A 21,792-nucleotide genomic window follows, 5' to 3' on the forward strand; every position below is an offset into this window, starting at 1 on the left:
CCATGAAACAATATCACGATTTATTACAGCACATTTTAGATAACGGAACTTTTAAAGGCGATCGTACCGGTACGGGAACTTTATCCACTTTCGGATATCAGATGCGTTTTAACCTCGAAGACGGGTTTCCCGTTCTGACGACCAAAAAACTGCATTTGCGTTCAATCATTCATGAGTTGTTGTGGTTTCTTCAGGGCGATACCAATATCAAGTATTTGAAAGACAACAATGTTTCTATCTGGGACGAATGGGCAGACGAAAACGGGAACCTGGGTCCTGTTTACGGATACCAGTGGCGCTCCTGGCCCACTCCTGACGGCGGATCGATTGACCAGATTTCCAATTTGATCGAGCAAATCAAGAAAAACCCGAATTCCCGCAGGCTGATCGTTAATGCGTGGAACGTGGCTTATGTAGACAATATGGCTTTACCTCCATGCCACACAATGTTCCAGTTCTATGTTGCAGAAGGAAAACTGAGTTGTCAGTTATACCAGCGATCGGCAGATACGTTCCTGGGCGTTCCGTTCAACATTGCTTCCTACGCCTTATTAACGATGATGGTCGCACAGGTTTGTGATCTGAAACCAGGAGAATTCATTCACACGCTGGGAGACGCACATTTGTATTCCAATCACCTGGAGCAGGCAAAATTACAATTGGAACGTGATTTCAGACCGCTTCCAACCATGAAGATCAATCCGGATGTGAAAGACATTTTCGGATTCAAATACGAAGATTTCGAATTATTGAATTACGATCCGCACCCGCATATCAAGGCGGCGGTTGCTGTTTAGCAGATATCAAGACTTTAAGACATCAGGATATTAAGACTAAATATCATAACAAACAAGGAGATTTGATTCACAAATCTCCTTGTTTCATCTCTCGATTAAAGTCTTAAAATCCTAAAATCTTACTATCTTAAAGTCTAATTCGCCATTTCACTCATAAACTTGATGCGCATCAGCCTCAGTTCTTCTTCGGTATAATCGCCGTCGAATTCGTGATACGCTGTTGCCAGGTCATCTGTTTCAGCTTCTGAGAAGTACTCATAAATCTCTTCCTGGTTGTCTGAATCCAGGATATCATCGATGTAGTAATTGATATTGACACGTGTTCCGGAAGAAACAATCGCTTCGATCTCTTCAATCACTTCATCCATCGTTTTTCCCTGCGCCCTTCCGATATCCTCCAGAGGCAATTTACGGTCGATATTCTGGATCAGCTGAACTTTCAGCACCGATTTATTGACCAACGATTTCACCACCATATCCTGCGGGCGGTCGATATCGTTCTCTTCCACATATTGATGAATCATTTCAACAAAGGGCTGACCGTAACGCTGTGCTTTCCCGGCACCAACTCCCTGGCAATTCGTCAATTCATCAATGGTGATCGGATATTGGAAGCACATATCTTTCAATGTCGGTTCCTGGAAAATAACGAACGGCGGAATATTGTTCTGCTTCGAAAGCGATTTTCTCAGATCAAGCAGCATGTCATAGAGCACCTCATCGAAAGCTCCTCCTTTTCCGGGAGCAACGATTCCATCGTCTTCATCAGACGCGGAATAATCGTGTTGTTTCAATAAGGTAAACGATACCGGATTTGCTAAAAATTCTTTTCCTTTTTCGGTAAATTTCAGCGTTCCATACGTCTCGATATCCTTGTAAAGCAATCCTGCTACAACAGTTTGACGGATTACCGCATTCCAGAAATGTTCGTCGCGGTCTTTTCCAACACCGAATAACGGTGCCTGATCGTGGCGGTAACTTTTTATCTCAGCGGTAACACCTCCCGAAAGGAATGCACATACGTGTTTTGCTTTTTGCTGTTCCTGCAGGAAGTCAACCACCTGCAATAACTGGTGCACAAATTCTTTCCCTTCCAGTTTTTCGCGCGGGTACTTGCAGTTGTCGCACATTTCATTGCATTTGTTTTCATCGAACGTTTCTCCGAAGTAATGCAAAATGAATTTCCGGCGGCAAACGGAAGTCTCCGAATAGGAAACGATTTCGCTCAATAATTGCTTTCCGATTTCCTGTTCTGCAACCGGTTTTCCCTGAAGGAATTTTTCCAGTTTCTCAATGTCTTTGTAGGAATAGAACGTAATACATTCTCCTACTCCTCCGTCGCGCCCGGCCCTACCCGTTTCCTGGTAGTAGCTTTCCAGCGATTTCGGGATATCGTGGTGAATGACAAAACGCACATCCGGTTTGTCGATCCCCATTCCGAAAGCAATGGTAGCAACGATCACATCCACTTCTTCCATCAGGAACATGTCCTGGTGTTTAGCCCGTGTAGCCGCATCCAAACCGGCGTGATATGCCAGTGCATTGATCCCGTTTACCTGGAGCAATTCGGCCATTTCTTCCACTTTCTTCCGCGAAAGGCAATAAATAATCCCGGATTTCCCCTGGCGCTGACGGATATAGCGGATAATCTCCTTTTCCACATCCTTTTTAGCCCGGATTTCGTAATAGAGGTTATCGCGGTTGAAGGACGACTTGTATAAAGTTGCGTCCATCATGTTCAGGTTCTTCTGAATATCTGCCTGAACTTTTGGAGTAGCCGTCGCAGTCAATGCAATAATGGCCACATCCGATATTTTTTCAAAAATCTCACGCAATCTCCGGTATTCCGGGCGGAAATCATGTCCCCATTCCGAGATACAATGCGCTTCATCAATGGCGAAGAAAGAAATCGGAACCGAGGTTAAAAAGTCTATATTTTCTTGTTTTGTCAGGGATTCAGGGGCAACATAAAGCAATTTCGTCTTACCGGAAAGAATATCATCCTTCACGCGGTTAATTTCTGTTTTGCTCAATGAAGAATTCAAAAAATGCGCAACCGAATTGTGGTCACTCACATTGCGGATCGCATCCACCTGATTTTTCATCAGTGCAATCAAGGGAGAAACTACAATCGCAGTACCTTCTGATAATAATGCCGGAAGCTGGTAACAAAGGGATTTTCCACCGCCGGTAGGCATAATTACAAAGGTGTTCTTTTTTTGTAAAACGTTTGTAATGATTGCTTCCTGCTGTCCCTTAAATTGATCGAAACCAAAAAATGTTCTTAGCGCTTCCTTCAGATCATTGTGATCCATAGAATTTGAATATTAGAGGATTACCTAAATTTTAATAAATCGAAATTACAGATAATAAAACGCTCACGCGCTATAAAATCGGCAACTACACTAAAATACAAGATAAATCCATAAAAAACAACTACTAACATAGGCAGGATTGTAATTTTTGAACATTTTCCGGGGTTTATCTCACAAAATTTGTGCTTGACTGCGTGTTATTAACATTTCAAACCCTGAAAATCTGGACGATTTATTAAATTTGCGCCGAAGTATGGAAGAAGAAAAAAATATGTCGTTCTTACAGCATCTCGAGGAATTGAGATGGAGACTGGTTCGGTGCGCAGCTGTAATTATTGTTTTGGCGATCGTAATCTGGTGGTTCCAGGATTGGATCATGACGAATATTTTCCTCTCCATGAGCAAGCCAAGCTTCTTCACCTTCCATTTTTTCTGCAAATACATGAATTTCATGTGTGTGGACGAAATTCCGATCAATTTTCAATCAACTACGATGGGAGGCCAGTTCTCTTACGCCTTGTGGATGAGTTTCCTGGGTGGTGTGGTCGTTGGTTTTCCATTCATCTTCTACCAATTGTGGTCCTTTGTAAAACCGGGATTGAAACAGAATGAAAAGAAAATGGTCAAAGGAATCACATTCTACGTAAGCGTATTATTCTTCCTGGGAATTTTATTTGGCTATTTCATTGTGGCTCCCATGAGTGTACAGTTTTTCGGGACTTACCAGATCACCAAAGACATCAAGAATGATTTCACGATCAACTCTTACATGAGTACCGTTCTTTCAACCGTATTCTATTCCGGGTTGTTCTTCCTGCTCCCTATCCTGGCTTATTTGCTGGGAAAACTGGGAATCGTTTCTTCCGGTTTCCTGGTGAAATACCGCAAACATTCCATTGTAGTGGTGTTGATTCTGGCAGCGATTATTACTCCACCCGACATGATTTCCCAGATCATTGTCAGCATTCCGATCTTATTGCTTTACGAAATCGGGATTTTTGTCGTGAAACGCGTTGAAAAAGCACGTCTGAAAGAAGAAACAAAGGGGTAATCCCATGTTGTTTTTACCCTGAGTTTTTCTTAGTTTTACCCTATCTATGTTTAAACTAAGGATTCTATTTCTACTCTGCCTGATTCAATGTTCTGTGTATGCACAACAGACAAAAGTTTCGGGCCGCGTCACTGATGCTGAAACTGGAGAAGGAATGCCTGACGTGAGAGTTCAGTTCCAATATTCAAAAATTGGTACGCTCACGGATAGTCTTGGTTTCTACACGCTCCAGACGTATTATGCAACCGACAGCATTACTTATATGATGCCGGAGTTCATTTTAGTGACCAAAGCGGTCAAAAAAGACCAGGAACAAGTCATTGATGTAAAAATGACGGAATCCATCGTGGACATTACGGAAGTTACCGTTAAACCGCCGGATGAATTTCCTTCGACAACCCTGCATAAGAAGGTCATTGCACACAAAGACATCAACAACAAGGAAAAACTCAGTTCCTACGATTACGAACTGTACAATAAGATCCAGATCGACCTGAACAACATCGGGGATAAATTCAAGGACCGCGATATTGTAAAACGCCTCGACGTTGTGATGGATTACCTGGATTCCATTGATGGCGGCAAAACCTATCTGCCGGTTATCCTGTCGGAAAACATTTCCCAGTTCAGCTACAAGAACAATCCCAAGAAAAAGCGGGAACTTGTTTCCGCAACCCGGATTTCCGGAATTGAAAACCTGCAGCTGAACCAGTTCCTGGGAGAAATGTACCTGGATTTCAACATCTACGACAACTACCTGAACATCTTCCAGAAAGCCTTTATCAGCCCGGTAGCGGGCTTTGCACGCAATTACTACAAGTTCTACCTGGAAGACAGTATGTTCATCGATAACAACTGGTGCTACAAGTTGCGTTTTACTCCGAAAAGAACCGGAGACATGACCTTTGAAGGAGAAATGTGGATCAACGACACCACTTACGCCGTTAAAACCTTCAAGGCAAAACTATCTCCGTGGGCGAACATCAACTATGTACAGGATTTGTACATGGAACATCATTTCGACCAGGTTCAGCCGGAAGTCTGGATGCTGACGGAAGAAAAAATGATCCTCGACCTGAAGGTTACGAAAGGAACGAAACTCTACGGCTTCTATGGCCGCAAATATTCCTCCCGCAAGAATTTCGTGATCAACAAAGATCACCCCGATGATTATTACAAAAGCGACTTCACCGTAGAATTTGCCGACAGTGCCAAAATCCGGGACAAGAATTACTGGATCACCCATCGGCACATTCCGCTGAATGACCAGGAAAACGGAATTGATAACATGGTGGATTCCCTGAATCACGATCCGTTCTTCAAGTTCCTGAAGAATTCCACGTATATGCTCGCTTCGGGTTATTACCCGGTCGGGCCTATCGAGATCGGGTCCATTTATTCACTCATCTCCGTGAACCCGGTAGAGAAATTCCGCACGGGATTAGCCATTCGTACCTCCAATGCTTTTTCCAAGCGCATTGAATTCGGAGGAAGATTGTATTATGGTTTCGGAGACGAACGCTTCAAGTACGGATTAACAACACGGATCAACATTACACCCAGGAAACGCGGGCTTCTGATCCTGTATGGAAACCGGGACATCGAGCAAATCGGGATTTCGCCGACTGCAGCAGCTGTTGGTTCCACCTTCAGTTCGCTTTTGAGAACCGGGCCTTTGGACAAATTGACCTTCGTAGACAAAGCCGGGATCAACCTGGAAAAAGATCTTGGAAAAGACTTCGTGATCTTCGGGGGATTCGAATGGAAAGAATATACGCCCTTGGGTCTTGCTACCTATGAGCACCGGAATGAATACGGCGGATTAGATACGATCAGGCACGTCCAAAGCTCGGAAGTTACTTTGCGCTTCCGATGGTGTAAAGACGAAGAGTTTATTTCCGGGAATTTTGACCGCACTACGCTTCCTTCCAAGTTCCCTATTTTATCGATCCAGGGAATCTTTGGAATCAAAGGTGTTTTCGGCAGCGATTACAACTACCAGAAACTGGAATTCGCCATGGAACACAACCGCAATGTGGGTGTTTTGGGAAGGCTTCGCTACGGAATAAATGCCGGGGTTGTTTTGGGAACAGTTGCTTACCCGTTTCTGAAAGTACACGAAGGAAGTCAATCCTACTGGCTGTACACCAATTCATTCAACCGGATGTCTTATTTTGAGTTCATTTCCGACCGTTATGTGGGCGGATTTATTGAACAGCACTGGCAGGGGTTGTTATTCGACCGCATTCCGCTGATCAAGAAACTGAAATGGAGATTGGTAACAACCGGTCGAATTACCTACGGAGCAATCAGCCAAAGGCACAATGACGTGATGATCATCCCGTCTTTTACCAAACAGTTCGGTAGTATTCCCTATGCAGAAGCTTCTGTAGGTATTGAGAACATTTTCAAGCTGGGACGTGTGGACCTGGTGTGGAGGATCACGCACCTTGAGCCGGGTATTGCACCTCTGGGAATCCGGGCACGCTGGTCGTTTGCGTTTTAAGAATGTTCAAACGGGTTCAAAAAAAGTTCAAAGAGTTCCAAAAGTTTAAAAGGTTCAATTTGAACATTTGAATCATCAAAGCTCAAAAAATGTTAAGCTCCGCTTTTTTATTCTAATTATAGTAACTTCGCAAGGTGAAATTACATACGCACGATATTAAGAAGACCTACAAAGGCCGGAACGTAGTGAAAGGAGTTACCATCGAAGTAAACCAGGGAGAAATTGTTGGTTTATTGGGCCCGAACGGTGCCGGGAAAACGACCTCCTTCTACATGATGGTTGGTTTGGTTAAACCTGACGAAGGACATGTTTTTCTGGACGACCAGGAAATCACCCATTATCCCATGTACAAACGTTCGCAATTGGGTATCGGGTACCTGCCACAGGAAGTTTCCGTATTTCGCAAACTGAGCGTGGAAGACAACATCCTGTCTATACTGGAACTTTCCGACCTGAACAAGATCGAGCGCAAAGAGAAAATGGAGCAATTGCTGGAAGAATTCAGCCTGACCAAAGTTCGAAAAAACCTTGGAAACAGGCTTTCCGGTGGTGAAAAGCGAAGAACAGAGATTGCGCGTGCATTGGCTACCAATCCGAAATTCGTTTTATTGGACGAACCTTTTGCCGGCGTAGATCCGATTGCCGTGGAAGATATTCAAAGCATTGTTTCGGATTTGCGCAAACGCAATATCGGAATTTTGATCACTGACCACAACGTACAGGAAACACTATCCATTACCGACAGGGCTTATTTGTTATTTGAAGGAAGTATTTTGAAATCGGGAACAGCGGAAGAGTTGGCTTCAGACGAACAAGTGCGTAAGGTTTACCTGGGTCAAAATTTTGTGCTACGAACTAAAAACGGTTAGGCATAAAAAAAAGCCTCCGTGGGAAGAGACTTTTTGGTTTGTTTCGTTATTTAGACGCTAAATCAGCGTTTTCTGCAGGATTATCGATGCTTCCGTAAGCCTCACAATGCCCTCTGGAGGATCCGCAAGATGCTAAAACTACCGCTAAGAAAGCAGCCATTGCTGCGTAGGCAAAAAATTTCTTCATAGTTATTGCTTGTTTTTTAGTTTACTAGTTGTTGTTGTCCGGGTACAAATCTATTATTTTTTAGCGTTACTTACTACAATTATTATTCACATTCCCATTTTTTATGATGTGGATTAGTTGTGATTTTATTGAAAATCGCGCTATTTTTTTAACGATCACTCTTGTAGTAAAATCGGGAAGCCTTCTATTTATCTATCTTTCAGATAGACTAACACTAAATTATTAGTGCCCAGCTTTTTCTGTTTGATCCATTCCATTATAGGCATCACAATGTGCTTTTGTCTTACAGGAAGCACTTGCTAAAAGAACGAAAAGGGCAACGGTGATAATTCCAGCTATTTTTTTCATGATCTTCAGTTTAATGGTTCATACTAAATTGGTTCTTCTATACAAACTTACTACTTTCAACGTTATTATTAGAGGATATTCCGGATTTTTGTGAAAGGAAATAATTGAATTTGAAGCATTTCGGTAAATTTATTCAGAAAAAATGGCAAGCCGGTCTTTTGATCAGCTTATCTTTTTTTTGCTCCTTCATGCTCTATTCCCAGAAAAAGATCCATTTTTCGGATGCCGCTTTCAAAACGATCAGTAAACGGAACAGTTTCAGCTATTCAGACACTTTTTCACTCAACAATCAACTGCGGGACATCCAGTTCCTGGCCTACAAAAAAGGATACCTGACATTCGGTATCGATTCCATTATTCCGAGTGACAGTCTCAACAGCGAAGCCTATTTTACGCTCGGTTTGCGCTATCGAAGACTCAATTTATCTATTTCCGACAATAGCAAACGCGCCCTCCGGGAAATCGGCATCAGTCCGCGAACCATTGAAACACTTCCTCCTACTCCCTTGGAAATATCCAAAAGCCTCGAACGCGTGCTGCACAATTTCGAAGTTGCCGGCTATCCTTTTGCACGTATTGCCTTTGAAGATCTGCGGGTAGAAAATGAAGCACTTTTTGCAGAATTGATCATTACGCCCAACTCGCGGGTGAAATGGAACGAGCTCATCGTTTCGGGAAACAAGGTCAAATTATCCCAAAAATACCTGGAGAATTTTCTCCACATCGAAAAGGGAAACTGGTACAACCAGGAACAGGTAAACCTCATCAACACCCGTTTGACCCAGCTGATCTTCGTGAAACAAACCAAACCCGCAGAAATTTTGTTCACCCCGGAAGGCGCAAATCTTTACCTGTACATCGAAACGAAACCGGTTTCTTTATTCAACGGAACTATCGGGCTGCAGCAAGACCCTATCAAATTAAAATACCAACTTACCGGTGATCTGCGGTTAAAACTGCAAAATGCGTTCAAGCACGGAGAATTATTCGATCTGAACTGGCGCTCGATCCAGCCGGGAAGCCCGCAACTGAAAATCCAGGCCGCTTATCCGTTTTTATTCAACACCCCCTTCGGGCTGGACGCACAGTTTTCATTATTCAAGCGCGATTCTACTTTCCTGGAACTAAAAACCAGCATCGGTGTCACCTATTTTGTTTCGGGAGGAAAAACACTAACCGGTTTTTATAAAAACCAGCAATCCAACCTCTTGGGAGCGGCCAATACCGGACTTGCTTACGGAACTTCCAAAAGCAACCTTTACGGGCTTTCTTTCCGGAACCAAACAGTTGATTACCTACCCAATCCACGGAAGGGGTTTATCTGGTACCTGGAGGGGAATGTCGGGAAGCGAACTTTAATCAAAGATTCTATAGTCAACCGCTACCTCATCTATGGCGGCAAGGTGCAAATTGAGTACTACCAATCTTTGGGAAAACGGTTTGTACTGAAAAGCGGGCTGATCAGCGAATCCTTCTATACGAATAACATTCAACAGAACGAACTCCTGCGTTTTGGCGGGAATCTTTCCCAGCGCGGTTTCATGGAAGATGAATTACTGGGCACTTTCCGGGCAACACTCACCATAGAACCAAGGTTTATCCTGGACCAGAATTCCTATTTGTTTGTATTTTATGACCAAAGCTGGTACGAACGGAATGTGCAGCAATACCGGCATGATTCGCCCAAAGGGTTTGGCGCGGGTCTTTGTTTCGGGACCAACATCGGGATTTTTTCACTGACTTACGCATTGGGGCAACAATTCTCCAACCCGATCCTGTTCCGCGATTCGAAGGTACATTTCGGATATGTGGCATATTTCTAATTATCAATTATGAATGATTTAATGATCAAACCCATATCCTGATAATTCATAATTGATCATTAGTCTAAATCAATCAAAAAGACAGTTTAATCAATCCGGTTGTTCCTGTTTCTTTTTTTCCTTACCTTAAAACTCTGATGAACTACTTATGCATATCGGACAGGGTTTGGAAATCCATACTGTTGATGGGCTTACTCCTGTTTTGTATATCTGCCTGGTCGCAGGAAGTGATCGTTTCCGGGACCGTTATGAATGAGCAAAACCAGCGGATAGCCGGTGCGGAGATCAGGCTCGGAGCGGTCAATGTCAAATCCAATTCCAAAGGAATGTTTCTTTTGCGGGTGACAGACCTGCCGGCTCAGCTGAATGTGAAACATCCGCTTTACAAAAATTATTTTGAAGTAGTACGGCCACCGGTTTACGCCAGGGATACCGTAAAACTGGATATTTTCCTCGAAGGAAAGGAAACCGAACTGGAAGAAGTGACCGTCAACTCCTCGAAGATCATTTGGGCTTATGACAAGAAAAACACCCACATCATTGATTTTGCGCTTTACGACAAAGAAATGCTCCTCCTATGCAAAGAAGACCACAAATACTTTTTGAGAAGGCTGGATTCCATCGGGAAGAAAATTGTGGACCTGCAAATCAAAAAGAACGCGACCGCCCTGTATACCGATTGCACCGGCGGAACACATTTGGTTTACTCCGATAGTATTTTCGAGATCAAGTTCATCCGGAATTCCATCGGGATGCTTGCCGGAAATTCCTATGCCGAAACCATGCGTATTTTAGCTCCCTGCATTATTTCCAATGATAATCAAATCATTTTAAAACGATTGGGGCCGCATAACAAGCTGGTTGAATACCTGAAAGTTGACTGGAACACCAAAAAACCCAATTTACTTTACACCACTGGGGATCAGGAAGCTATGCGTGGCCTGGATGAATACGCAGCTACAAACGATATTGCAGTTCCTTTATCCAACCCGAATTACAAATTACCCCCACAAATGACGGGTTCAAGCGACAGGGCCAAATGGGATAATCAGCAGTTCTATAACCAGGTACTTAAAAAACCTTTGTATGCGCCAATCTTTGAGATAAACGATTCACTCTATATTTTTGATCACGTAATGGACCGCGCTTTGGTATACACCGGCTCAGGTCAATACATCCGTTCGTACCCGATCAGCTACCATTATTTCGAGAATTGGAAAAGCGAACTATTCCTCAACGAAGAAAAAACAAAACTGTATGCCAGGTATGAAATCGACGGTTTGGTAACCCTTCGCCAGATCAACCCTTCAACGGGAAAAGTGGTCACCCTGGATGTTCTTGAAAAACACATTCATCCGATGAATATCCAGATTCGTGGAAATTATGCTTATTACATCTACAAACACTACCTGGACAACGGCATTCACTACCTGTATAAACAGCCGCTGAAGGAATAATCCCGAAACATCTCTATAAATCACTGAATAATCCAAAACCAAACCCATATGAAGCATTTATACCACATTCGAATTATCGGTTTGATCCTCTTCTGCGGTTGCATAATCAACACCGGCTTGTCACAAGTTGAAGCGACCGTAAAGGGAAAAGTCATCAGTGAAAGCGGGACTCCTATTAAGAATGCATCCGTAAAATTGGGAAACAGTGATGCACGAACCAACCTGAACGGTTTTTTCATTGCTAAAACCACCGATTTCCCGGCCAAACTCACTGTTACGCATACACTCTATTCGGAATATTCCGACATGGTCCTGCTTCCTGAAAAATGGCGGGATACTATTCACGTGTTGGTGGTATTAACAGTAAAAGCAAAGGAACTGGATGAAGTGACAATTTCTGCCGAACAGATCTTTTGGGTTTATCCGCGCAAACAAGCCAATGTTCTGGACTTTATTTTACAGCCGGATGACGGAATTTTATTATGCTGCAGCGATGAAAAAAACTATTATGTCCGAAATCTCGATCCGCAGGGAGAAAAAATCAATGAAACCCCGATCCGCCGGCATCCCCGAAAATTGTACAAGGATTTCACGGAAACCGTCCATCTTGTTTATGCCGATAGCATCTACGAGACCGCAATAATTAATAATTCCATTGGGGTTTTCCATCCGGGAGAGTCTCGAAGATTATTGAACCTGCTCGAAACCTGTGTTTACAAAGATCAACAGATCCTCATCAAATATGAGTATTCCAACCAGGACCAGCGCATCGAATACACGGCTATCAATATTCAAAACAGGAAATCCAGGGTCATTTACGTGGGCGAAGACCGGGCACGAGACCGGCAACTGGAGGAATATGCAAGAGAAACACAGAATGCGGAAGACAAATTATTTCATACAGTCCCTCCCCCGCCCCCACCCGCAAGCACAGCCCCAAACCCAAGAGACGGCCTGAAAGATTCACCTGGAGACTTTGGTATTCTGAAAGAAGCACGTGATCGCTGGAACAATAAAAAATTCTATGAACTGGTACTGATCAAACCTACCTACATCCCGATGTTTGAATTAAACGATTCCTTAATTATTTTCGATCACCTCAATGATTCCGCTGTGGTTTTTACCAAATCGGGAATACGGGTCCGGTCTTTTCCCATTTATTACCATTATTTTCCGGGATGGAAAAATGAACTGATTACCAATCTGGAGAAAACGAAACTGTATGCCCGCTATCAACGTGAAGGGTTGACAGTGCTTCGGGAGATTAATCCCACAAACGGAAAAACGGAGCATATTATCAAACTGGAAAAACACGTATTTCCCGAACACCTTCAGATCCACGGAGATTTCATTTATTACATCTACAAGGATTACCTCGACCAAAGTATGCATTACATTTTCAAACAGCATTTGGAATAAGCGTACAGTCTGTGGAGGTTACGCTTACTCTCATTTTCAGTTTTTTTAGCTAAATTTCACCCACTAAATAAAAGCATGTTCCGTCTGTCATCATTTCTTCCACTACTGATATTCGTCTCCCTGTTGACTTGTTCTTCCCGGGCACAGGACGATATTATTATCAAAGGAAAAGTTGTCAACGAAAACGGGGCTCCCGTTAAGAACGCATCCGTTCAGATCGATATTCACAATGCGCGGACCAATTCCAACGGAAACTTCCTGATCAAAAACGGGAATTTCCCCGCACAAATCACCGTAAAAGGCAATTTGTACAACGACTATATAGACATTTTACTGTTTCCTGAAAAGTGGAAAGATACTATGATGGTTTACGTGGTTATGAGCGGGAAAGAAACACAACTGGACGAAGTGACCATTCATGCAGACAGTAAATTCTGGGTTTATCCGCGTAAACAGGCCAATGTGCTTGACTTCAAAGTGCAACCGGACGGAAATATCATTTTGTGCTGCAGCGATGAACACAATTATTACCTGCGTCATTTGAATGAATCGGGTGATAAAATGTATGAAACCACGATCCGCAAACATCCCAAATCAATCATGCAGGATTGCGGAGGAAAATTCCATTTGGTCTATAAGGACAGCATTTACGAAACATCCATCGTCGGTCAATCGGTTGGAATTTTTTCCCCGATTCCCTACTACAAAGCGATCGGATTGCTCGACAACTGTTCCTATTCGGACGATAATTCCATTGTTATTCGCACTTACATGAACCAAAAACAGTATTTGGAATACCAGTTAATCAGCAAAAAAACACGTCTGAGCAAAACACTTTACGTGAGCGAAGACCGCCAGAAAAGCCGCCAGTTAAAAGATTATCAACGCGAAAACAAGCAAACCGTAGGAGATATCCTCCGGGAATCAAACGCCAATCACGGCGACAAACTTTCCAATGAAAGCTACTATTTAAAAAAGGCACGTGAACGCTGGACCACCCAACAATTCTACGACCTGGTACTGCTAAAACCGATCTATGCTCCCTTATTCGAATTGAATGATTCCCTGTTCATTTTTGATCACATGAATGATTCGGCGGTTGTATTTACAAAATCCGGAGTACGCGTTCGAAGTTTTCCCATTGCTTACCAATATTTCAGAGGCTGGAAAAATGAACTGATCCCCAATATTGAGAAAACAAGTATTTACGCGCGTTTTGAAAGGGATGGGATCACCAGTTTGAGAAAAATCAACCTGACGACCGGAAAAGTGGAAGATGTGATCCAGATAAAAGACCATATTTTTCCCGAGCACATTCAAATCCGGGAAGACTTTATTTATTACGTCTACAAAGATTACCTGGACTTGAGTATGCATTATATTTTCAAGCAGCATCTCACAAACAGATAAAGATTTGATTTCGTTTGAAAAGAAGGTATTTTTGCGTATCTTCAAGTAAGAATGAAAAACAATACAGCATCCATCAGCAATCCGGCTGAATTTACCGAACGATTTATCAATCAAACCAACAGTCCCGTTTTCCTGACCGGAAAAGCAGGAACAGGAAAAACCACGCTTCTTCGGAAAATTGTAGAAACAACACATAAAAACACGGTAATTGTTGCTCCGACAGGAATTGCCGCTCTAAATGCCGGCGGAGTCACCATTCACTCCTTTTTCCAGCTTCCTTTCAGTTCGTTTATTCCCGAATTTGTTTCGGACGGATTGGTTTCCGGAAATACCAAGTTCGAATCGAAAGAAACGCTGAAAAGGCATTTCCATTTCAACAAAACCCGGCAGAACCTCATCCGGAGTGTCGAATTGCTGATTATCGACGAAGTTTCCATGTTGCGGGCAGATTTATTGGACGCCATCGACTGGACGCTTCGAAATGTGCGGAAGAACAACCAGCCTTTCGGTGGGCTGCAGGTCCTTTTTATCGGGGATTTGCTACAACTTCCACCGGTCATAAAACCGGAAGAATGGAGTGTTTTGCAAAAATACTACCACGGCATTTTTTTCTTCAACGCACACGTGTTGCGGGAACAGGCCCCGGTCTATATTGAGTTGGAAAAGATTTTCCGCCAGGACGACCAGCTTTTCATCGATTTACTGAACAACCTGAGAAATAACCAGGTGACCCGGGAAGATCAGATCTTGCTGGAGAAATATGTAAATCCTTCCTTTGATTCTACTCAAGAAGAAGGATACATTACGCTGACAACCCACAATTCGAAAGCCGATCAGATAAATGCGGCAGCTTTGAATTCATTGAACGAGAAATCGATCGTTTATTCCGCTGAGATCAAAAATGATTTTCCGCCTCATTTATACCCGATTGAAAAAGAGACCGAATTAAAGGTCGGTGCTCAGATCATGTTCATCAAGAACGACATTTCTTTTGAGAAGAATTTCTACAACGGGAAAATGGGAGTAATTAAGTCCCTGACTGCCGACGAGATAGAAGTGTATTTCAAAGATGAAAAACGCAGCATTACTGTGGAGAAATACGAATGGAACAACATCAAATACACCCTGAACGAACAAAGCGGGGAAATTGAAGAAGAGATCCTCGGCACATTCGTTCATTATCCGATTAAGCTGGCATGGGCGATTACCATTCATAAAAGCCAGGGATTAACATTCGATAAAGCTGTTTTGGATGTGTCGAATGTATTTGCTCCCGGCCAGGCTTATGTTGCATTATCGCGGCTCCGCAGTCTGAGTGGATTGGTTTTACTGAAACCGCTTTCGATGAACGGATTGGTGAATGACCACCAGGTTGTTTCCTACGCTTCCAACAAAGCTCCGGAAGAGCGCATGAAATTATACCTCGACCAGGAAACAGCGCGCTTCGTATACACCAGTTTGCTGCAAGCCTTCGATTGGTACGATTACACCACCAAGTGGGCAACTTTCGAATTGGGATTCAAAAGCCAGGGGCCAAAAACCGAAAAAGGAAAGGACAAATCCTGGGTTGCAAACCAGCTTCAGACCGTTCAGGCAACTTTCGATGCCGCGCGGAAATTTCAGAATCAGCTGACGAACCTGTTTTCCAAAGAAAAGCCGGAATGGGAATTTATACACGAACGCGTACAAGCCGCCTACCAATATTTCTTCAAACCTCTGGATTCGCAGGTCTATTCCATTATGAAACGGCGTTATGAAGTCGCTAAAGTCAAAAAAACAAAACAATACTACGAAGAACTAGAGGAACTGGAGCAGGAAGTAGTGGCGGTTGTTCACCGGTTAATGAAAGGACGTTTACTCATGGAAGCAGTGGTGAACCAAAAACCGTTTACGAAGGAAATTATCCGGTCGGTGGAAGTCACCAATTACGTCATTGCAAAAACACATAGTATTCAGCAGGAATTGCGCGCAAGCCGTTCCATGATGGATGAAATGATGGAAGAAGATTTCACAGACGTAATCGACTTGGTGAAACCGAAGAAAGTGAAGGAAGAGAAAGAGGTTAAGAAAAATACCTATGAGATTACTTTCGAGCTATTCGAGGAAGGAAAAACAATCGAAGAAATTGCCAGCGAACGCCAATTGGGTATGTCTACAATAGAAGGCCATTTTGCCAAATTGATCCAGCAGGAAAAGATTGACATTACGGCAGTCATGGACCCGAAACGCATCAGCGAGATCGAATCTTACCTGGAAGACTCCGAAGGAAAAACTTTGGGAGCACTCAAAGACGAATTGGGAGATAAAGTGAGTTATGCCGAATTGAAGTGGGTTCAGGCTTCGAAGATGTTGTAAGCTTGAATTAATGTGGTCAAATTGACAACTTTGGTAGTATCCAAATATTTCCGCAGATAGCGCTGATTACGCAGATAATACAACTAATTTTTACCCAAAATCTGCGACATTCGCGTGATCAATGGGAGACTAAATAAAAAATCACAGAACCCGCGCCCTGTGATTTCACCAAACTACCAAATACTACTCGTCATTTCAACCAACTCGAATGACTTTGTTTCCCTTAGAATACAAATAGTTGAAAAAGTAACAAACCCCGAAGCAAATGTTACATCGCTTCGGGGTTTGTAAAGTATAAAATATGTTGTAAACTTATTTCTTACAAAGAGAAAGCAGCTTTTACTTTATCTACGAAATCCAGTTTTTCCCATGTGAACAATTCTACTTCTTTCACTACCTGGGATCCGTCCGGAGCGCTGAATGTTTTCTTCACCACTTCATTCTTACGTCCCATGTGTCCGTAAGCAGCAGTTTCAGAGTACATCGGGTTTCTCAATTTCAAACGCTGTTCGATTGCATAAGGACGCATGTCGAAGATCTCAGCACATTTCTTAGCGATCTCTCCGTCAGTCATGTTCACTTTCGAAGTTCCGTAAGTATTGATAAACAAACCACAAGGTTTAGCAACACCGATTGCGTAAGAAACCTGTACCAGTACCTCATCACACAAACCAGCTGCAACTAAGTTCTTAGCGATGTGACGCGTAGCGTATGCAGCTGAACGGTCTACTTTTGAAGGATCTTTTCCGGAGAATGCACCACCACCGTGAGCACCTTTTCCACCGTAAGTATCTACGATAATTTTACGACCTGTCAAACCTGTATCTCCGTGAGGTCCTCCGATAACGAATTTCCCTGTAGGATTGATGTGGTAAGTGATTTGGTCGTTGAACAATGCCTGCAATTCCGGCTTCAATTTCGCTTTTACACGTGGAATTACGATGTTCACGATATCTTCATTGATTTTCTTCAACATCTCTGCTTCTGTTCCGAAATCATCGTGCTGTGTAGAAACTACAATCGTGTCGATACGTTGCGGAACATTGTCATCTGAATATTCGATCGTTACCTGGGATTTTGCATCCGGGCGTAAATAACCGATGATATGAGATTCGTTGTTACGGATTTTAGACAATTCCTGAAGAATGTTGTGCGCCAAATCCAAAGCCAACGGCATGTAATTTTCAGTTTCTTTTGTTGCGTAACCGAACATCATTCCCTGGTCACCTGCTCCCTGAGCTTCCGCTTTCGCTTCGAAATCATCATTGGAAACTTTGCGGTCAACTCCCTGGTTGATATCGGAAGACTGATCGTGGATTGCAGAAAGAATTCCGCAAGAGTTCGCTTCGAACATGTATTCGGACTTCGTGTAACCGATCTTACGGATTACCTCACGTGCAATCGACTGAACGTCCAGATACGTATTTGTTTTTACCTCTCCGGCCAAGACTACCTGACCTGTTGTTACTAGCGTTTCGCATGCGACCTTTGACGTTGGGTCAAAAGCCATAAAGTTATCGATTAGCGCATCTGAAATCTGATCCGCTACTTTATCCGGGTGTCCTTCAGAAACAGATTCTGAGGTAAACAAGTATGACATAGTCCTTGAGTATAAAATTTATGGTCGCGAAATTAGTGAAAAAAAAGAAATGGAGTGGCGAATGTTGAAAAAACAGGTGTTAATATTCTATTAAGTTTATAGACTAATGTTGGCTATTAAATTTATGACTCAAATAACAAAATAGGAGCTTAAACAATAAAGATTGAACTAATAAGTTACAGATATTAGTATTCATTTGTTAGGAATTACTACTTTGTGAGTACTAAAAACTTTATTTCAACAATACTTCCCTACTAAAAAATATGATAAGTAAAATAAAGCTACAATTTGGTTCTTCTGGAACAAAAGGAGCTCTCGAGACCGATTTAACACCCATAACAGTTTTTGTTGGACCCAACAACTCAGGAAAAAGTAAGCTACTTTTAGAAATCGAAGAATACTCGAAAAACGGTAAAATTAACTCGAAAAGTGTAATTCTTTCAGATTTAGTGTTTTCCAAAATTATTGATCCCGAAGAAGAAATTAGAAAACATACGTTAATACCGACCCCAAGAGAAAATCTTGCACCAAATCAAATAGTATTCGGAGATTCAACCATTCGAAACAAAATAGATAAGAGTAATCTATTTATGTACTTAAATGATATTGAGACTTACAAAGTATACTTTTGCTCTTTCTACTTATACTTCAATACGCTTCGTCTCGGTGGTGGAAACAGAATTAATCTAATTCATGAACAACCTGGTGGTGACCTCCAAGGTAATCCTCAAAACATTCTCCAAGTACTATTTCAAGACAATAATAAGCGACAAGAAGTCCGAAGAATTATATATGATGCTTTTAAAAAATACTTTGTAATTGATCCCACAAAATTGGGATACCTTAGAATCAAGCTTTCCGAAACTCCTCCTAATGATGAAATCCAAGAAAGAGGTATTCATCAAGATGCTATTGATTTTCATAATAAAGCACTTGATATTAATTTAGCAAGCGATGGAGTAAAAGCATTTACAGGAATTATTACCACTATTATTGCGGGGGATCCAAAAGTAATTTTAATTGATGAGCCCGAAGCCTTTTTACATCCCTCATTAGCTTATAATTTAGGCAAAGAAGTCAGCAATTCAGTAAACGGAAGTTTTAAAAATCTATTTGTTTCGACTCATAGTTCCAACTTTTTAATGGGATGCATCCAATCGGGTGTTCCTATTAATATAGTGCGACTTACATATTCAAACAATAGCCCAACAGCACGAATCTTACCTAGTGATAAAGTTCTCAAATTAATGAGACATCCTTTATTAAGATCAACTGGTGTTCTCAATGGGTTGTTTTATGAGTATGTAATAGTAACAGAAGCCGATTCAGATAGAGCTTTCTACCAAGAAATAAATGACCGATTATTAGCATTTAATCCAGATAAAGGAATTCCAAACTGCCTATTTTTGAATGCTCAAAATAAACAAACTATACACGAAATATTAAGACCTTTGAGAGAAATGGGAATCCCATGTGTTGCAATAGTAGATGTCGATGTAATTAAAGAAGGGGGAAAAGTTTGGTCAAATTTACTTAGTAGTGCAAATATCCCTAATGTTACTATTCAATCAACTGGAATTTCTCGTGGACATTTAAAATCGGCATTTGATGGAAAACAGATTAATTTCAAAACAAATGGAGGAGTTAATCTTTTAGATTCACAGGATCGCCAAGCTTGTAATGATCTTTTTGATCAACTTGATGAATACGGCATTTTCACCGTAAGAAATGGTGAATTGGAAAGTTGGTTAAAATCATTAGGGGTAACGTCAAGTCACAGTCCCGAATGGTTAATTGAAATCTTTGAAAAACTAGGTGAAGATCCTACATCTTCAAATTATGTTAAACCATCTTCCGGAGATATTTGGGATTTTATGCACAAAATAAAAACTTGGTTTTTTAATCCATCGAGAAAAGGTACACCCTAATAATACTTAAACAAGTCTATGAAATCTTTAACGATTAAAATTCTATCTTCGATCGACGAATTGTTTACGCATGCAACAACTAAGAAAACACATCGAAGAAATAACTCCTGTCAGTGACGAAGAATTTGACTACATCAACAGCTTGTTTATTCCTAAACGCGTTCGAAAAAACCAATACCTCATCCACGAAGGAGACGAAGTAAAACAGGATTTTTTCGTGTTGTCAGGTTTATACAAAGTGTTTTTCGCTGATGCGGAAGGAAAAGAACACATTTTGCAATTCGCGCGCGAAAATTGGTGGATGTCGGATTACCGCGCCTTGTTCCATCAAAAAGAAGCCAGTCTTTATATTGAATGCATTGAGGCCGGGGAAGTACTTTCCTTTTCACTTCATGCCCGCGAAACCCTTTGTGCAGAAATGCATAAAATGGAACATTTTTTCCGAACCAAACTTTCCAACGGATATGTTTCCCTGCAGCAACGGATCAAACTCCTGCTTTCCAGTTCGCCGCAGGAACGCTACGAAGAGTTTGCAAGGCTTTACCCCGATTTGCTTCAAAAACTTCCCAAAAAAATGATTGCAGAATACCTCGGTGTGAGCCGCGAAACACTTAGCAGGCTTTACTCCAGATAGTTCAAAGGTTCAAATAGTTTAAAGGGTTTAAACAAATGATCCCGATAGTTTCAAACCCTGACCTTAGCGTCAACGATTATCGGAATTTGAACTTTGGAACCTTTGAACCTTTGAACTTTTGGAACATTTTGTCCGCATTCAAAAACGTGATTTCGATCACACTTTTTTTGTGATTTTCCTCCTTCCCTGCGGCAGCCTTCCCCCATAACTTTGCAGTATACAAAACTCAAAGTCATGGATTTACAACTCGCAAACAAAAAAGTATTCATCTCCGGATCAACTGCCGGAATCGGGTACGCGATCGCAAAAGCATTCGCCAAAGAAAACGCGATCGTTTACATCAACGGACGCAATGCCGGCAAAGTAGAAAACGCTAAAAACAGCATCATTGCTGAAAGCGGCAACGAACAAGTGTTCGGTATCACGGCCGACCTGACAACAGAAGCCGGTTTTGCAACACTTTCGCAGGAATTAACTGAAGTGGATATTCTGATCAACAACCTCGGAATCTTTGAGCCGGTAAACTTCTTTGATTCCAAAGACGAAGACTGGACCAATCTATTCGACATCAATGTTATGAGCGGCATTCGCTTATCCCGCTTCTATATGCCCAAAATGCTGGCAAATAATTGGGGAAGAGTCGTGTTCATTTCCAGTGAATCCGGTTTACAGATCCCAACAGAAATGATCCATTACGGCATGAGCAAAACCGCCCAGCTTTCATTGACCAATGGTTTGGCACAACTCACAAAAGGAACCGGGGTAACCGTAAATGCCATTTTGCCCGGCCCCACTTTTTCTGACGGAGCCGAACGTTTCTTCGGTGAATTAGCGAAACAACGAAATGTGACTATCGATGAAGTAGAACACCAATATTTCACGGAAACCCGTCCGCTAAGTTTATTGCAACGCTTCATTTCCCCGGATGAAGTTGCGGCAACAGCAGCTTTTGTATCCAGTCCGCTCGCAGCTGCTACCAATGGCGCTTCTATTCGTGTAGACGGCGGAATCTTAAAAGGCCTGAACTAAAAAATGTGATCCAAATCACACACATTTTGTGATTTCGCTCCTTCAACCAGGGCTTCCCCCGCAA

General features: G+C 42.2%; 15 protein-coding genes. 12 read left to right on the top strand and 3 right to left on the bottom strand.

From position 1 onward, the window contains the following. Positions 1 to 2: 2 nt before the first annotated feature. Positions 3 to 797: a thymidylate synthase gene (locus ABDW02_RS18175; protein WP_343637114.1), complete on the top strand. Its 795-nt coding sequence runs from the start codon at positions 3 to 5 to the stop codon at positions 795 to 797. Positions 798 to 931: 134 nt separating this feature from the next. On the opposite strand, the gene recQ is transcribed toward ABDW02_RS18175, so the two are convergent. Continuing rightward, positions 932 to 3,112, bottom strand: a complete 2,181-nt coding sequence (gene recQ, locus ABDW02_RS18180) for a DNA helicase RecQ (protein WP_343637116.1) — start codon at positions 3,110 to 3,112, stop codon at positions 932 to 934. Between the two features lie 253 nt (positions 3,113 to 3,365). Here recQ and tatC point away from each other — a divergent pair, with 253 nt between their 5' ends. The 3 genes from tatC (at position 3,366) to lptB (ending at position 7,538) form a co-directional block, all read left to right on the top strand. Continuing rightward, entirely contained in the window at positions 3,366 to 4,163 is a 798-nt protein-coding gene (tatC, locus tag ABDW02_RS18185) for a twin-arginine translocase subunit TatC (protein ID WP_343637118.1), read from the top strand. Positions 4,164 to 4,209: 46 nt separating this feature from the next. After that, positions 4,210 to 6,669: a DUF5686 family protein gene (locus ABDW02_RS18190; protein WP_343637120.1), complete on the top strand. Its 2,460-nt coding sequence runs from the start codon at positions 4,210 to 4,212 to the stop codon at positions 6,667 to 6,669. A gap of 134 nt (positions 6,670 to 6,803) precedes the next feature. Beyond that, positions 6,804 to 7,538 (top strand): LPS export ABC transporter ATP-binding protein, encoded by a 735-nt coding sequence (lptB, locus tag ABDW02_RS18195; protein ID WP_343637122.1) that lies wholly within the window; start codon positions 6,804 to 6,806, stop codon positions 7,536 to 7,538. 409 nt (positions 7,539 to 7,947) lie between these two features. Here lptB and ABDW02_RS18200 read toward each other — a convergent pair whose 3' ends face one another. After that, positions 7,948 to 8,073: a hypothetical protein gene (locus ABDW02_RS18200; RefSeq protein WP_343637124.1), complete on the bottom strand. Its 126-nt coding sequence runs from the start codon at positions 8,071 to 8,073 to the stop codon at positions 7,948 to 7,950. Positions 8,074 to 8,183: 110 nt separating this feature from the next. On the opposite strand from ABDW02_RS18200, the gene ABDW02_RS18205 reads away from it, so the two are divergent. From ABDW02_RS18205 to ABDW02_RS18225, 5 genes are all read left to right on the top strand, one after another. Then, complete coding sequence (locus ABDW02_RS18205; protein ID WP_343637126.1) at positions 8,184 to 9,896, top strand: hypothetical protein; 1,713 nt, start codon at positions 8,184 to 8,186, stop codon at positions 9,894 to 9,896. A gap of 185 nt (positions 9,897 to 10,081) precedes the next feature. Continuing rightward, complete coding sequence (locus ABDW02_RS18210; protein ID WP_343637128.1) at positions 10,082 to 11,353, top strand: hypothetical protein; 1,272 nt, start codon at positions 10,082 to 10,084, stop codon at positions 11,351 to 11,353. 48 nt (positions 11,354 to 11,401) lie between these two features. Next, positions 11,402 to 12,772, top strand: coding sequence for a hypothetical protein (locus ABDW02_RS18215; protein WP_343637130.1), 1,371 nt, complete (start codon positions 11,402 to 11,404; stop codon positions 12,770 to 12,772). 75 nt (positions 12,773 to 12,847) lie between these two features. Then, positions 12,848 to 14,182, top strand: a complete 1,335-nt coding sequence (locus ABDW02_RS18220; protein WP_343637132.1) for a carboxypeptidase-like regulatory domain-containing protein — start codon at positions 12,848 to 12,850, stop codon at positions 14,180 to 14,182. A 51-nt stretch (positions 14,183 to 14,233) separates the two neighbouring features. Continuing rightward, entirely contained in the window at positions 14,234 to 16,537 is a 2,304-nt protein-coding gene (locus ABDW02_RS18225; protein ID WP_343637134.1) for a helix-turn-helix domain-containing protein, read from the top strand. Between the two features lie 319 nt (positions 16,538 to 16,856). On the opposite strand, the gene metK is transcribed toward ABDW02_RS18225, so the two are convergent. Next, complete coding sequence (metK, locus tag ABDW02_RS18230) at positions 16,857 to 18,137, bottom strand: methionine adenosyltransferase (RefSeq protein WP_343637136.1); 1,281 nt, start codon at positions 18,135 to 18,137, stop codon at positions 16,857 to 16,859. Positions 18,138 to 18,400: 263 nt separating this feature from the next. Here metK and ABDW02_RS18235 point away from each other — a divergent pair, with 263 nt between their 5' ends. From ABDW02_RS18235 to ABDW02_RS18245, 3 genes are all read left to right on the top strand, one after another. Next, positions 18,401 to 20,065 carry an AAA family ATPase gene (locus ABDW02_RS18235; RefSeq protein WP_343637138.1) on the top strand — a complete coding sequence of 555 codons (1,665 nt, stop codon included), beginning with the start codon at positions 18,401 to 18,403 and terminating at the stop codon, positions 20,063 to 20,065. Between the two features lie 70 nt (positions 20,066 to 20,135). After that, positions 20,136 to 20,699, top strand: coding sequence for a Crp/Fnr family transcriptional regulator (locus ABDW02_RS18240; RefSeq protein ID WP_343637140.1), 564 nt, complete (start codon positions 20,136 to 20,138; stop codon positions 20,697 to 20,699). Positions 20,700 to 20,933: 234 nt separating this feature from the next. Next, complete coding sequence (locus tag ABDW02_RS18245) at positions 20,934 to 21,728, top strand: SDR family oxidoreductase (RefSeq protein ID WP_343637142.1); 795 nt, start codon at positions 20,934 to 20,936, stop codon at positions 21,726 to 21,728. Positions 21,729 to 21,792 lie beyond the last annotated feature (64 nt).

The organism is Fluviicola sp., from assembly GCF_039596395.1.
Classification (GTDB): domain Bacteria; phylum Bacteroidota; class Bacteroidia; order Flavobacteriales_D; family Crocinitomicaceae; genus Fluviicola.